Annotated in this window: 11 protein-coding genes and 1 pseudogene; 10 read left to right on the top strand and 2 right to left on the bottom strand. The window is 60.1% G+C overall.

The window, feature by feature from the left end; translation table 11 throughout:
* Positions 1-53 precede the first annotated feature (53 nt).
* The gene (locus KB554_RS13095; protein ID WP_211036484.1) at positions 54-590 is read left to right on the top strand and encodes a hypothetical protein; all 537 of its coding nucleotides are present in this window, start codon (positions 54-56) and stop codon (positions 588-590) included.
* A 250-nt stretch (positions 591-840) separates the two neighbouring features.
* On the opposite strand, the gene KB554_RS13090 is transcribed toward KB554_RS13095, so the two are convergent.
* A complete protein-coding gene (locus tag KB554_RS13090) occupies positions 841-1,407 on the bottom strand; it encodes a hypothetical protein (RefSeq protein WP_211036482.1) in 567 nt (188 codons plus the stop codon).
* A 20-nt stretch (positions 1,408-1,427) separates the two neighbouring features.
* Complete coding sequence (locus tag KB554_RS13085) at positions 1,428-1,634, bottom strand: hypothetical protein (RefSeq protein WP_211036480.1); 207 nt, start codon at positions 1,632-1,634, stop codon at positions 1,428-1,430.
* Positions 1,635-2,287: 653 nt separating this feature from the next.
* Here KB554_RS13085 and KB554_RS13080 point away from each other — a divergent pair.
* From KB554_RS13080 to KB554_RS13355, 9 genes and pseudogenes are all read left to right on the top strand, one after another.
* Complete coding sequence (locus tag KB554_RS13080) at positions 2,288-3,316, top strand: phosphodiester glycosidase family protein (RefSeq protein WP_211036478.1); 1,029 nt, start codon at positions 2,288-2,290, stop codon at positions 3,314-3,316.
* Between the two features lie 24 nt (positions 3,317-3,340).
* On the top strand, positions 3,341-4,666 hold the full coding sequence (locus KB554_RS13075; RefSeq protein WP_211036476.1) for an alpha amylase family protein: 1,326 nt from the start codon (positions 3,341-3,343) through the stop codon (positions 4,664-4,666).
* A gap of 56 nt (positions 4,667-4,722) precedes the next feature.
* Entirely contained in the window at positions 4,723-5,040 is a 318-nt protein-coding gene (locus KB554_RS13360) for a carboxypeptidase-like regulatory domain-containing protein (RefSeq protein WP_242116381.1), read from the top strand.
* Entirely contained in the window at positions 4,968-7,913 is a 2,946-nt protein-coding gene (locus KB554_RS13070; RefSeq protein WP_348771870.1) for a TonB-dependent receptor, read from the top strand. The genes KB554_RS13360 and KB554_RS13070 overlap by 73 nt, the downstream gene beginning before the upstream one ends.
* 19 nt (positions 7,914-7,932) lie before the next feature.
* A complete protein-coding gene (locus KB554_RS13065) occupies positions 7,933-9,591 on the top strand; it encodes a RagB/SusD family nutrient uptake outer membrane protein (protein ID WP_211036475.1) in 1,659 nt (552 codons plus the stop codon).
* A 22-nt stretch (positions 9,592-9,613) separates the two neighbouring features.
* A complete protein-coding gene (locus tag KB554_RS13060; RefSeq protein ID WP_211036474.1) occupies positions 9,614-11,275 on the top strand; it encodes a DUF5018 domain-containing protein in 1,662 nt (553 codons plus the stop codon).
* 61 nt (positions 11,276-11,336) lie between these two features.
* The gene (locus KB554_RS13055; protein ID WP_141428799.1) at positions 11,337-12,719 is read left to right on the top strand and encodes an alpha amylase family protein; all 1,383 of its coding nucleotides are present in this window, start codon (positions 11,337-11,339) and stop codon (positions 12,717-12,719) included.
* Positions 12,720-12,729: 10 nt separating this feature from the next.
* On the top strand, positions 12,730-13,803 hold the full coding sequence (locus KB554_RS13050; protein ID WP_211036473.1) for a DUF4434 domain-containing protein: 1,074 nt from the start codon (positions 12,730-12,732) through the stop codon (positions 13,801-13,803).
* 54 nt (positions 13,804-13,857) lie between these two features.
* Positions 13,858-13,984, top strand: a pseudogene (locus KB554_RS13355) (AGE family epimerase/isomerase); the annotation flags it as partial.

Below are 13,984 nucleotides of genomic sequence, written 5' to 3'. Positions count from 1 at the left end.
GAAAATAGAAGCAATCGTATCTTTCAGTATCTTAGAAGACTTGTACAAATAATATGAAACGGTTTATATTTTGGAGCACGGTACTCCTCGCTTTGTCCGGCACAATGATGGGAATGGCACAGGAAAATAATGTAGTTATCTTCGACGGAGATGGAGGTCAGGAATATATATATAAAAAAAAGCATAAATACTATGTTTTAAAAGAAGATGGAATAGCGGACGTCGCTTCTGATCTTTTCAAGAAGAATAAACGCTGGGCAAAAAAAATCTTAAAAAAAGCAGTGCGGAATAAAAATAACGCGGTAGACATATTTGAATTGGTTGAAGGTGCCTATTTCGAACCATATGCAGGTTACTCATTTAAAAATCAATATATATCAGAATATGAATATGGATATAATGATCACGATTTACCATTGGAGAAACACGCTCTTCGCATTCAATTGCCGATCGAACTATTCACTTATGAAAACGTATGGAAACTGTACGAATACATCATGGATCGGATTGACATTCCCGACACTCCTCCTTATATAGCAAGATTTTATGAACCCGAAATCCGGAAAGTCCTGAATGCGCCCCTGGAATAACTTCCAAGCCAAGCGATAACAGACAGCCTGTTATCGCTTGGCTTTTATACCATGACACCGGATCGGAACACCGCCGGCCCCGACTTCATACAAGAAAAGGATCACGATACGACACCCATATATCCGGCCAACGCACCGGATACTGAAACACGACCGGAAGATCGGGATCACAACGGCTGCTGCTCTCGGGACATACAGACCGTAAACCTCTCCGGACGTTCCGGCAACCCTTGACGGGAAGAACCGAGCCTCATTCGGATGGGAATGGGACATCATATCGATCCGGATAAATTATCAACTCCCACGTTCCTCCGAAATACCGGCCCTTGGAATACAGGAAATACCAACCAGGCTGCTCGTCATCCTCAAGACCATACAGGGAGTTTTCCGGATAATCCTTGTACCGGAAGCATCTCGTTTCCTCCGTAGGAGTGAAGAGCCCGGGATTGTCGCCACTGAAGATGATCGTCTTTCCGTGAAAAGGCATCCACCCGATAGGCGATTTCGTTTCGTGCGGATAACGACACAAGGAGCCGGACATCTCGATCTCCAGGTCCTCGGCCTTTATCCTCATCAGAATGTATTCGTCCGCCTCATATTCATCAGAATGGAACACGCGGTGCCCGGTCGCCAGCAGAAGCGAATTGAAAAGTTGTACGAACGGCGCTTTCGCTGCCAACCGGGGCAAGGTGTACTCAACGGGCACCGTGGGGATCGGATTGTCATCATACTGGCTGTTCAGAATATCGGCCAGCGTCTGTCCTGGACAGACGCTTACCCCTAAAACAGCGAAAACGGTGATAACCAGTAGCTTCATAAAGTTAATTTGTATATTTTTCAAAGTCCGCTGCCCGGGACTTCACTGAATTGCGGTTCCATTCTCATCTCCCCGAACTCGATTAACATCATATGAGATGCGAGCCAGCTCAGAGGCTTCTCCCTGACGACGTTTTCCGTCACTCCGTCCACGAAGAAGCCGGGTATGATCCGTCCCCGAAGTACGCCCCGTTTCACGAGCACCGACCGCCGTGTCGATGCGACCATTCGATTGCTTCGTCTCCGATCGTTATTCCAGCCTCGAATGCACAGGTTATCTGATCGGTATGGATTGTCTCTGGAATCTTTTCGCCGCATTCGGAGGGTCTTTTTACCGACGAACCGAACCCGGCTCCCGTCACTATTTATTTACAGGTTAAAGATATACAATCCGGATCAAAATACCAAATTATATTTCCCGCAGGCATCGCCGGAAAAGCGAATCAGCCGCAGGTCCGAGGAAATCGTCCAAACTTTCTCTCCTTCAAACAGGACCGGAATACCCCGGCAATTCGCGGACCCGCCGTATCCCGATAACATAAAAGCGACTCCCGGGATGCAGGAAGTTTCCGCCCGCCCGACGTCCGGCGGAACGATTGCCCCAAAATTTCAGTCCGAAACGGGAGCATAGTAAATTGTTTTCGTTTCCGTCCCGGAACGTATTTCCGTTCCGGAGCGGCATATCCCGCACGAATCATTTATAAATTATTATATATAAGGTAAATCAAGTTTATAAAATACATTTCACCCCCCCCCCGCATGATCGTAAAAAATATTACGATAAAAGTTTGTTTTAATAACATCAATTACTATATTTGTACTCAAAGAACCGATTTATTCAACAAACGAGCCCGAACCTAACCTCAACTGCTAACCGAACCATGAAACGCAAATTCGTCTTTTTCGCACTGCTCGCCGCCTGCGTCTCGGCGACCTGCAGCATGTGCGGCAACGACTCGGACACGCCCGAATACGAATTTCCCGACGGGCCGGAACCCGAACCCGAACCCGAACCGAACGCCTATCCCCACGGACTGACCGTAACGGAATTCGCCGACGACCTGGCAGACGGCAAGCGATGCCTGGGATTCGTGGCGACCGCCGATCCGAAAGCCAACCCCAAACTCCGCTTCAACGCCGTGCATCTCCCCGTACAGAAGACCCCCACACGCATCCATGCGGATTTCGACTCGGAAAACAGGGGCAAACCCTGCGTGACGACCAACGCCGGATACTGGTGGGCGGGCAATTCGCTGAGCCTGCTCGTCTCGGGAGGTGTCGTCGAATCCATCGAAAACCAGACGGTCACCCGGGACGGCAAGACCGTCTATCCCGTGCGCGCCTCGTTCGGGCAGATGGCTTCCGGGGAGTTCGAAACCCATTGGATCTACTGCGTATCCGACGACGGCAACCGGCCCTACGCTTTCCCTTCGCCGCTGGACAACGACGAGCGCACCGGAACGTACATGCCCGCCCCGCCGACTTCGAAAACCCCGGGTGCCGCGCTCTGGACCCCGCAGGAAGCCGTCGGAGGCGGCCCGATGCTCGTCAAGGAGGGGCGCAACGTCGCCGAGGAGTGCTACTGGCGGGAGGTCTTCGACGGGGGAGGGATCGCCGGAACATCGCGCCAGCCCCGCACGGCGGTCGGCGCGACGGCCGACGGGAAACTGCTGCTGCTGGTCTGCGACGGACGCGGAATGCGCGGCAGCGAAGGCTTCACGCTCGCGGAGCTGGCCGACAAACTCATTGCGCTGGGCGCAGTCGAAGCGATCAACCTCGACGGCGGCGGCTCTTCGACGATGGTGGGATGCGACGGCACGGTGCTCAACCGGCCGAGCGACACGGGCGATGCCGAGACGATCGTCCAGCGCGCCGTCTCCACGGCGATCGTCATCTCCGAAACGAACTGATCCATCCGAATAAACTACAACATCATGAAACGACTTTTCCTTCTCTGCCTCGCGGCGGCGCTCGCCGCCGTCGCATGCGCGAAACGGCAACAGGCGCCGAAACCGCTCTACATGTGGTTCGATTGCGAAGCCAACTACGCACGGCTGAGCCACCCCGACTCGATCCGCCACTACGTCTCCCGGCTCCACGACATGGGCTTCACCGACCTGGTGGTGGACGTGAAGTCGATCATGGGCGAAACGCTCTACAAGAGCGACATAGCCCCCTATATGGGCGAATGGGAGGGCGTGACGCGCCCCGAGGACTACGACATGCTGGGCCACTTCATCGAGGAAGGCCACAAACGGGGCATGCGGGTCCACGGCTCGCTCAACGTCTTCGCCGGAGGCCACAACTACTTCGACCGGGGCATCATCTACGGCGAACACGCCGACTGGCAGTCGCAGGTTTACACCGAGGGCCGCATCGTGCCGATCAGCCGGATCAAGAGCAACTACAACGGCATGCTCAACCCGGCGAACCCCGAAGTGCGGGAATACGAGCTGGCCATCCTGAGGGAGTTCGCCGAAAAATACCCCGACGCGGACGGCATCATCTTCGACCGGGTGCGCTTCGACAACATCACCTCCGATTTCAGCCAACTCTCGAAGGAGGCGTTCGAAGCCTATACCGGAGAGCCGGTCGCCGACTTCCCCGGGGACATTCTGCGCTGGTCGCAGGACGCCGAAGGCACGTGGAGCTGGTCGCAGGGGCCGCTCTTCCGCAAATGGATCGAATGGCGCGCCTCGGTCATCAAGCAATTCGTCGTCGAGGCCCGCAGACAGCTCAAGGCGATCAATCCCCGGCTGCTCATCGGCGACTACACGGGCGCCTGGTATCCGACCTACTACTACGTGGGCGTGAACTGGGCCAGCGAGCGCTTCGATCCGGCGCAGTATTTCGACTGGGCCACACCCGAATACAAACGGACGGGGTACGCCGAACTGCTGGACATCTACATGACGGGGCTCTACTACACGCTCGTGACCAAAGCCGAGGTTGACGAGGCCAACGAAGCGGTCGGCCAGCGCACCGAAGCCGGCATGACCGACGAACAGAGCTACTGGTACTGCATCGAGGGCGGCGCCGAATGGGCGAAGAAGATCACCGCCGGAGCAGTGCCCGTGACCGGGTCGATCTACGTCGATCAGTACGGCGACGATGCCGAACGATTCACCCGCGCCGTGGCGCAGGCACTCCGCGACACCGACGGACTGATGCTTTTCGACATCGTGCACATCATCGACCGGGGCTGGTGGTCCGAACTGGAGGCCGGCATCGCGGCCGGAGACCCGTCACGTAACGACTGAAACGCAATCTTTCCATAACAAACCCAAACAATCCAACCTTAAACCCATGTAATTCTATGAAAGAGTTTTTCTCCAGATTCAGGAATTCTCTGGCGGCGAGGACGTGTCTATGGACGCTGTTCCTGCTGTTGGCGGGAGCCGGGCCGGCTTTCGCCCAGTCCACCGTCAGAGGTACGGTTACGGACGAACAGGGCAACCCGCTCGTCGGTGTGACCGTGGTGGTCGCCAACTCGACCCAGGGGACGACGACCGACACGAAGGGACGGTATTCGATCGCCGTTCCGAAAGACGGCACGCTGGAATTCTCCTACATCGGAATGGTCTCGCAGCAGATTCCGGTGGGGGGGGAATCTCCGCGCTTGACGTCGTTCTGAAAGAGGACTCCGCCCGGCTGGACGAGGTCGTCGTCATCGGCTACGGATCGCAGCGGCGCGCCGACGTGACGGCCGCCGTGTCGCAGATCGACGGCAAGGAGCTCCAGAAGATGCCGATGGCCAACATCTCGCAGGGACTGGCCGGCCGCCTGCCGGGTCTGATCTCCGTGCAGAACTCCGGACAGCCCGGAGCGGACCAGGCCAGCATGACCATCCGCGGCGCCAAGTCGGGCATTCTCTACATCGTGGACGGCGTGCAGCGTTCGATCAACGACATCGACCCCAACGACGTGGAGTCGGTATCGCTGCTCAAGGACGGCGCCGCCGTGGCGGTCTATGGTCTCGAAGCCGCGGGCGGCGTGATGATCGTCACGACGAAAAAGGGCCGGCAGGGGACGATGAATCTTACCTACAAGGGGTCCTACGGAGCCTCGTTCAACACCTCCTATCCCGAATTTCTCGACGGCCCCGGCTACGCCTACTGGTACAACAAGGCGCTCGAGCTGGACGGCCAGAAGCCGATCTTCACGGCCCGGCACGTGCAGATGATGCGCGAAGGAACGAACGGCTGGGGCAACACCAACTGGATCGACGAAATTTTCGGGACCGGCACGACCCAGCAGCACAGCGTCACCTCGACGGGCGGCAGCGACCGCATCAACTACTTCGCCTCGCTGGGCTACATGAACCAGACGGGCAACATCAAGAACTTCGACTACGACCGTTACAACCTGCGCACGAACATCGAAGCCAAGATCGCCCGCAGCCTCACCTTCACACTCGGCGTCGCCGGCCATGTCGGCGACCAGAAATCGCCCGGATTCGCCGCCGGCGGAACCTCCGGCACGAGCGTATCGAGCGCCCCGTGGCTCTCGGTAGCCGAGCAGGCCGCCTACGCCCATCCCTACCTGCCGAAGGAGTACGAGGGAGTTCCCACGGCCAGCCAGAACGACTACGGCAACACGATCAACCCGATCGCAGCCACCGAGTTGTCGGGGTATTCGAAGTCGCAGACCGTCTCCGTGCAGACCAATGCCGCCCTCCAGTGGGATCTTCCGTGGGTCAAGGGACTCCGGCTGAAGGTCATGGGAGCCTACGACCGCAGCACGACCACCTCCAAGATCCTGAGTACGCCCTATTTCGTGATGCTGGCCAGCACGCCCAATTCGACCAGTTCGGAAATCACCTATTCGAAAGCCTCCGACCCGCGCAACAACGCCAACGTGGCCACCGGCAAGAAGACCAACAACCTGACCGAGGGCTTCACCCAGTGGCGCCGCATCACCTCGCAGGCGAGCATCAGCTACACGAACACCTTCGCCGAAAAGCACAAGGTGGATCTCCTGGCGCTCGTCGAGACGCGCGACTACAAAACCAACAACTTCTCGGCCTCGGGCAAGGACATCCCCTTCCCGCAACTGCCCGAGCTGGGCTTCGCGACGACGCCGGCCGACGACCCGATCGGCGGTTCGAGCGACGCCTCGCGCAAGGTGGGCTTCGTGTTCCGAGGACAATACAACTACGCGGACAAATACCTCGTCGAGTTCTCGGGCCGTTACGACGGATCGTACAAGTTCATCGGCAACGTCTCGGGCCGCCGCTGGGGTTTCTTCCCCTCCGTGTCGCTCGGCTGGCGCATGTCCGAGGAAGGTTTCTTCGCCCCGCTGCGCAAGGCGGTCGATAACTTCAAGCTCCGCGCCTCGTTCGGCTCGCTGGGCGACGACAACGGCTCGGCGGCATACGCCTTCCTGAGCACCTTCACCAACGTCAGCAGCGCCCCGAGCGTCGTGCTGGGCGGCGCAGGCCAAAACGGCATCATGACCTCGCTGGTGGCCAACGAGCTGCTCACCTGGGAACGCAACCACTCCTACAACGTCGGGTTCGACCTGGCCATGTGGAACGGCAGACTCGGAGTCGAGTTCGACGCCTTCTACAACTACATCTTCGACATTCTGGGCTCCAACTCCGGCAAACCCGCGTCGATGGGCGGCTACTACCCGACCTACGTGAACAACAACGCGCAGGACGTGCGGGGCATCGACGTCCGGCTGACCCACCGCAACCACATCGGCAAGGATTTCCAGTACGGCGTCACTGTCAATCTGACATGGGCCAAGGATCGCTGGCTCCGCTATCAGGACAGCCCCAACACCCCGGATTACGCCAAGCGCATCGGCAAGAGCCGCTACATGACGATGGGCTTCATCGCCGACGGGCTTTTCCAGAGCGAGGAGGAGATCGACCGCTCGCCGTGGATTTCCGGCTCGCGGCCGCGGGTCGGCGACATCAAGTACAAGGACCTCAACGGCGACGGCGCGATCACCTACGACCAGGACCGCGCCTACATCGGCCGCGGCCAGCGCCCGCAGTTCAACGGCAGCATCAACCTCAACGCCTCGTGGAAGGGCCTCGAGTTCGACATCCTGTTCATCGGCGCCGCCGTCTGCGACGTCTCGCTGACGGGAACCTACTACAACCACAACGAGGACAACACGATCTTCACCCGTCCCTTCAAGGCCGGAGCCAACTCGCCGCGCTACCTCGTCGAACAGGCCTGGACGCCCGAGAATCCCGACGCGAAATATCCGCGTCTGTCGCTCAACCCGCCCAACACGAACAACGCCTACGCCTCGTCGTTCTGGTACCGCGACGGCAAGTACCTGCGTCTGAAGTCCGTGCACCTGGGCTACACGCTGCCGAAAGCGTGGACCGGCAAGCTGCGCATCCAGAAAGTGAAGGTTTACGTCGAAGGCAACAACCTCTGCACCTGGTCGGGACTGCCCGAGGGCATCGACCCCGAATGGCCGGGTGTGACCAACGGATACTATCCGCAGCAGCGCACGGTCGTGGGCGGCCTCGAAATCTCGTTCTAACAGACAAAATCCAAGACCCATGAAAAAGAAAATCACACATATCGCTCTGCTGTCCGCGACGGTCGCCCTGGCGGGCTGCAACGACTGGCTCGACATGAACCCGACGGACAAAGTGTCGGAAAAAATCGTCTGGAGCGACCCGACCTACGTGACCCAGTACGTAAACGGATTCTATCCCTACATCTCCCGCTACGGCAGCTTCGAGACCGGCGACAGTCAGGTGGGGCTGACCGAGGGGCTGACCGAAACGCTCAAGTTCGGCTCCGCGACCCCCGGTACGAACGTCGGATTCGCCAACATCATCGCCTTCGCCGAGGGCGGCCTGGCGGCTCCTACCGCAGCCTTCCACTTCGGGGCGTGGGACGACACCTACACGCGCATCCGCCGCGTCAATGAGTTCCTCTACGGACTGAAAAAGTACGGGACCAACTTCGACGGACCGACCCGCACGCGGTTCGAGGCCGAAGCGCGCTTCTTCCGCGGATTCCTCTACTTCCAGTTGCTCAAGCGCACGCCGGAGGTGATTCTCTACGACGAAGACCTGCTGGCCATCACCGAGAACAAGGCGCTCTCGACGGCGGAACAGGGCTGGGACATGGTCGAGGAGGACCTCTCCTTCGCCGCCAAGAACCTCCCGCCCAAATGGGACGGCGAGGCGGGCCGCGTCACCTCGGGAGCGGGATATGCCATGCTGTCGCGGGCGATGCTCTACGCCGAGCGATGGCAGTCGGCCAAAGACGCCGCCGAGGAGGTGTTCAAACTCGGCTACGAGCTGATGCCGGGCAAGACGGCGGAGGAATACGCCAAAGCCTTTACGTCGATGAGCGACGGCAACACCGAGTCGATCCTCGAATACAACTACCTCGTCGGCGGACCGAACCACAGTTGGGACCAGCTCTTCATGCCCGGCGGCGACAACACGACGATGGGCGGCCGGGCCACCCCGACGCAGGAGATGGTCGAATCGTACGAGCTGGCCTCGACAGGCGGCCACCCCGACTGGACGCCGTGGCACGACACGACAGCCGGCACGACCGAAACGCCGCCCTACGAACAACTGGAGCCCCGTTTCCACGCCTCGATACTCTATAACGGCTGCGAATGGAAAGGCCGCACGCTCGAGCCTTTCGTGAACGGCACGGACGGTTACGCCGTCTTCGACGACGGCTCCGCGCTCAACGGGCGCACCACGACCGGCTACTACCTGCGCAAGATGCTCGACGAGGAGTACACCGACTATTCGAAGGCCTGCACGCAGCCCTGGATCGCCATCCGGCTCGCCGAAGTGATCCTCAACCATGCCGAAGCGTGTTACAGGCTCAACGCGGACGGCGCGAACGCCGACCTGCGCCGGATCCGCGAGCGCGTGGGTCTGCCCTACACCGACAAGTCCGGCGAGGCGCTGATGGAGGCTATCCGTCAGGAGCGCAAGATCGAACTCTACTGCGAAGGCCACCTCTACTGGGACATGCGCCGCTGGCGGCTGGCTCATACGGCCTATACCGGCATGCGCGTGCACGGACTGAAAATCGAGAAGCAGGGCGCCTCGTTCGTCTATACCTACGTCGATTGCGACCGTCAGGACCGGCTGTTCGAGGAGAAGCTCTACCGCATTCCGCTGCCCGAAACCGAGCTGAGCAACAACGCGGCCGTCAAGCAGTTCCCCGAGTGGTTATAACCCCCAAAAAGAGATTCAACCCATGAAAAACAGCATCATATCATTCGCATCGGCGGCCCTGCTCTGCCTGGGCGGCTGCCATGAGCCGGACGAGCTGACCCCCTCGGACACAGGACTGGGGCTCAACAGCATCTCGGCACAATTCTCCACCGGGGAGTACAAGAACGACCCGCTGGCCAAATTCACCGCCACGCCGACCGAAGGGGAGGAGCGGATCGTGATCGACATCCCGTACTACTACCCCGAGAACTCGACGAACACCACCTCGATCACCGAAATGCGGGTCACGGCGAATCTGGACGACAACTGCTTCATCACGCCGCGGCTCGGCACGCTGGACCTGACGCAGGAGAACTGGTTCACGCTGACGCGCGCCGACGGCTCGAAACGCGACTTCTGCGTGACGGGCAACATCAAGAAGTCGGACAAATGCGAAATCATCTCCTTCGCCACCGACGAACCGTCGATCCAGGGCGTGATCGACAACGACCGCAACACGATCTCGCTGATTTCGGCGGACGACCTTTCGGCGGTGACGGCTCAGGCGACCCTCTCCCCGCACGCCACCATTTCGCCCGACCCGGCCGAAGTGCACGACTACGAAGGCGAGGGCATGAAATTCACCGTCACGGCCCACGACGGCGTGACCAAGCGGATCTACACGGTCAGCAAGGAGATTCCCCCCAAGATCAAGTACGGCTGGCGTGCCGGCAGCGAAACCGAAATCTGGCAGAACGTCTCCCTCGACAAGCTCGGAATCGTAAACGGCAGCGACAAGAACTACTCGCTCGCGGCATCGGGCTCCAAGCTCGTGCTTTCGACAGGCGCGGACAAGTACCTGTTCAACCGTGCGACGGGCGATTATCTGGGAACGCTCGACATGAAGGGCACAGCGGCCCCCGGCGGCATGACCTCCGACGACGCGGGCAACATCCTCTACGCGAATCTGGCCGATCCGAACGCCACGTTCAGAATCTACACGGCGGCATCGACCGACGACACGCCGACGGAGCTGCTCTCCTACACCAACGCCACGGGCGCCTCGATGGGCAAGCACATCTCGGTGCAGGGCGACGTGAAGGGCGACGCCATCGTCACGGCCGTGATCTACACCTGGAACGGCGCCGTCTGCAAGTTCCTCCGCTGGACGATCTCCGGAGGCGTCGCGGCCAAACCGCAGATGATCTCCGTGACGGGCGCCACCGCCGGCTGGAACGGCAACGGCCACGCCGACGTCGAAGCCTACTCGGCCAACCCCGACGATCCGTATTTCCTGACCTATTACAGCGCCAACAGCCTCTACCGGATCGACGCCACGGGTGCGGTGACCAACACGATCGCCACCTCGCAGTGGGGAGCCAACTCGAACTACAACTGCGTGGACGTCTGCGCCTTCAACAACGCCCGCTATGCGGCCATCTACACGGGCGCGCACTTCACCTACGGAGAGTTCAAGGCCTACATGTTCGACGTGACGACGCCCGAGCAACTGACGGGAGCCTGCGACACGTCGCCCGCACGGGTATTCACCTCGAACGAGTACAAACCCGCCGGAGCGGTGGTCAATGCCACGGGCGACGTCCTGATGACGGCCTCGGCCGACGGCTACAAGCTGAACCTCTACTACACGGACGCCAACACCAACGCGCTGGTGGCCTGGGAATTCGACAGCATCGACAAATGACGCGACCTGCCGGTATCCCCCTGACCGGGGATACCGGTCCAAAATCACAAAGAATCAGACCATGAAACGACATGTCAAACGGGCCGCAACGGCCCTGGCAGCGCTGACACTGACGCTGGGAGCCGTCTCGTGCGGCTCGGACCCCGAAACCCCGGAATGGGAGTGGCCCGATCCGGAACCGGAACCCGACCCGGAACCCGTCGCCGGGAAACCGCGGTTCATCTGGGTGGATGCCGCCGCGAACTTTCCCGACTTCGCCAACAGCCGCGAGAACATCGCCCGCGATCTGGCGAAGGCCCGGGACGCCGGCTTCACGGACATCGTGGTGGACGTGCGTCCCACGACAGGCGATGCGCTCTTCCGCACCTCTGCGGTCGAGCAGGTGGAGTGGCTCGGGGCCTGGCTGCCCGAAGGCTACTCGAAGATCGAACGCACGGCGACCTGGGACTACTTGCAAGCCTTCATCGACGAAGGCGCGAAGCTGGGGCTGCGCATCCACGCCGCCATCAACACCTTCACGGGCGGCAACCTGACCTCGCTCGGCGGCGCCGGCGTCGTGTTCCGCGACGCGGACAAACGGGCCTGGACCACCGACCTCAATCTGGCGAACGGCATCACCAACATCATGTCCACGGACCAGGCGGCCAAGTTCTTCAACCCCGTGCTGCCCGAAGTGCAGGAATACATCTGCTCGATGCTCCGGGACCTGGCCGCCTACGACGGACTGACGGGCATCTTCCTCGACCGCGGCCGTTTCGACGGTTTCACGAGCGACTTCTCGGACTACACGCGCCGGGAGTTCGAGAAATACATCGGCGAGGCGGTCGCCGACTTCCCGGGCGACATCCTGCCTGCGGGGCACACGTCGGGCATCCCCTCGCCCGAGCCGGTCCGTCTGAAACAGTGGATCGAATTTCGCGCCAAGGTGATCCGCGATTTCATGGCCAAAGCGCGAGCCGCGGTCAAGGAGGTCAATCCGTCCCTCCGATTCGGTGTCTATGTCGGCGGCTGGTATGCGAGCTACTACGACGTGGGAGTCAATTGGGCCAGTCCGGACTACGATGCCTCGGCCGATTTCTCCTGGGCGACGAAGAAATACATGGACTACGGTTACGCCGACCTCATGGACCAGATGCTGATCGGGGCCTACGCCTCCCCGACGCGGGTCAACGGAACGACCGAATGGACCATGGAGGGCTTCTGCCGGCTGGCGAAGGAGCGCACGACGGGCGCCTGCCCGCTGGTGGCGGGAGGTCCCGACGTGGGGAATTGGGACCCGGACGACGAAGTGACGCAGGAAGAGGAAAACCGCGCCGTCACCGCCTCGGTGAGCGCCTGCATCAACGCCTGCGACGGCTATTTCCTTTTCGACATGATCCACCTGAAGAAGGCCGACCAGTGGTCGTACGTCAAGGCCGGAATCGACGCCCTGAGTGACAAATAGCCCTCCGGAGATGAAACGTCCGATCATACTGCTCGCGGCGGCGCTCGTGCTGGCCGCCTGCTCCCCGGCGAATCCGCCGGCGGAGACCTCCGGAGCCTGCGAACTCTCCGACGACGATTTCCGCACCGAAGGCATCCTCGAAGCCATCCCCATCCGGGCGACCTTTCTCGACGAGATCAGTTGGGACATTCCCCATCAGAATTGGGGCGTGCGCGAATGGGACGCCGACTTTCGGGCGATGAAGCACATGGGCATCAACACGGTGGTGCTGATCCGCGCCGGACTGGGCCGCTGGATCGCCGCGCCGTTCGAGTGTCTGCTCGAAAGCGAGGAGGTCCACTACCCGCCCGTGGATCTGGTCGAAATGTTCCTCACGCTGGCCGACAAATACGACATGGCCTTCTACTTCGGCATCTACGACTCGGGCAAATACTGGCAGGAAGGGCTCTTCCAGCGCGAAATTGACCTGAACAGGAAACTCATCGACGAAGTGTGGGCCAAATACGGCCATCACCGATCGTTCCAGGGGTGGTATCTGTCGCAGGAGATCAGCCGTCGCACGAAGAACATGTCGCGCATCTACGCCGAGCTCGGCCGCCACGCCAAGGAGATTTCCGGCGGGCTGAAGACGATGATCTCGCCCTATATCCACGGCATCAAGACCGATCAGGTCATGTCGGGCGACCGGGCCCTCTCGGTCGAGGAGCACCGCCGCGAATGGAACGAGATTCTGGGCAACATCGCCGGAGCGGTGGACATCCTCGCCTTCCAGGACGGACAGGTGGACTACCACGAGCTGTACGATTACCTGACGGTGAACAAGGCGCTGGCCGACAAATACGGCATGGAGTGCTGGACCAACCTCGAATCGTTCGACCGCGACATGCCGATCCGCTTCCTGCCGATCAAGTGGGAGAAGCTGCTGCTCAAACTCGACGCCGCCCGGAGAGCCGGAATGCGGAACGTCATCACGTTCGAATTTTCACACTTCATGAGTCCCCACTCGGCCTATCCGCAGGCGGGACACCTCTACGACCGCTACTGCGACTACTTCGGAATCGACAACCCCTATGCGGACCGATGACGGCGGCACGGCCGCAGCAACGGATACGACAACCCAAAAAACACCGACAGAACCATGGATTTTCAACATTTGGCCGACCAATACCGGTCGGAACTCATGGACAGCGTACTGCCCTTCTGGCTCGAACATTCCCAGGACAAAACCTACGGAGGATACTTCTCCTGCCTCGACCGCGACGGAA

The organism is Alistipes sp. Marseille-P2263 (genome assembly GCF_018101075.1).
GTDB classification, from domain to species: Bacteria; Bacteroidota; Bacteroidia; order Bacteroidales; family Rikenellaceae; genus Alistipes; species Alistipes dispar.
Note: the sequence above shows the minus strand (reverse complement) of the source record. Positions and strands in the feature narration are given on the sequence as shown.

Bases quoted from the DNA above. Each gene is read 5' to 3' on its own strand.
- KB554_RS13095 (WP_211036484.1), top strand. From the start codon at position 54: ATGAAACGGTTTATATTTTGGAGCACGGTACTCCTCGCTTTGTCCGGC.
- KB554_RS13090 (WP_211036482.1), bottom strand. From the start codon at position 1,407: ATGAAGCTACTGGTTATCACCGTTTTCGCTGTTTTAGGGGTAAGCGTC.
- KB554_RS13085 (WP_211036480.1), bottom strand. From the start codon at position 1,634: ATGGTCGCATCGACACGGCGGTCGGTGCTCGTGAAACGGGGCGTACTT.
- KB554_RS13080 (WP_211036478.1), top strand. From the start codon at position 2,288: ATGAAACGCAAATTCGTCTTTTTCGCACTGCTCGCCGCCTGCGTCTCG.
- KB554_RS13075 (WP_211036476.1), top strand. From the start codon at position 3,341: ATGAAACGACTTTTCCTTCTCTGCCTCGCGGCGGCGCTCGCCGCCGTC.
- KB554_RS13360 (WP_242116381.1), top strand. From the start codon at position 4,723: ATGAAAGAGTTTTTCTCCAGATTCAGGAATTCTCTGGCGGCGAGGACG.
- KB554_RS13065 (WP_211036475.1), top strand. From the start codon at position 7,933: ATGAAAAAGAAAATCACACATATCGCTCTGCTGTCCGCGACGGTCGCC.
- KB554_RS13060 (WP_211036474.1), top strand. From the start codon at position 9,614: ATGAAAAACAGCATCATATCATTCGCATCGGCGGCCCTGCTCTGCCTG.
- KB554_RS13055 (WP_141428799.1), top strand. From the start codon at position 11,337: ATGAAACGACATGTCAAACGGGCCGCAACGGCCCTGGCAGCGCTGACA.
- KB554_RS13050 (WP_211036473.1), top strand. From the start codon at position 12,730: ATGAAACGTCCGATCATACTGCTCGCGGCGGCGCTCGTGCTGGCCGCC.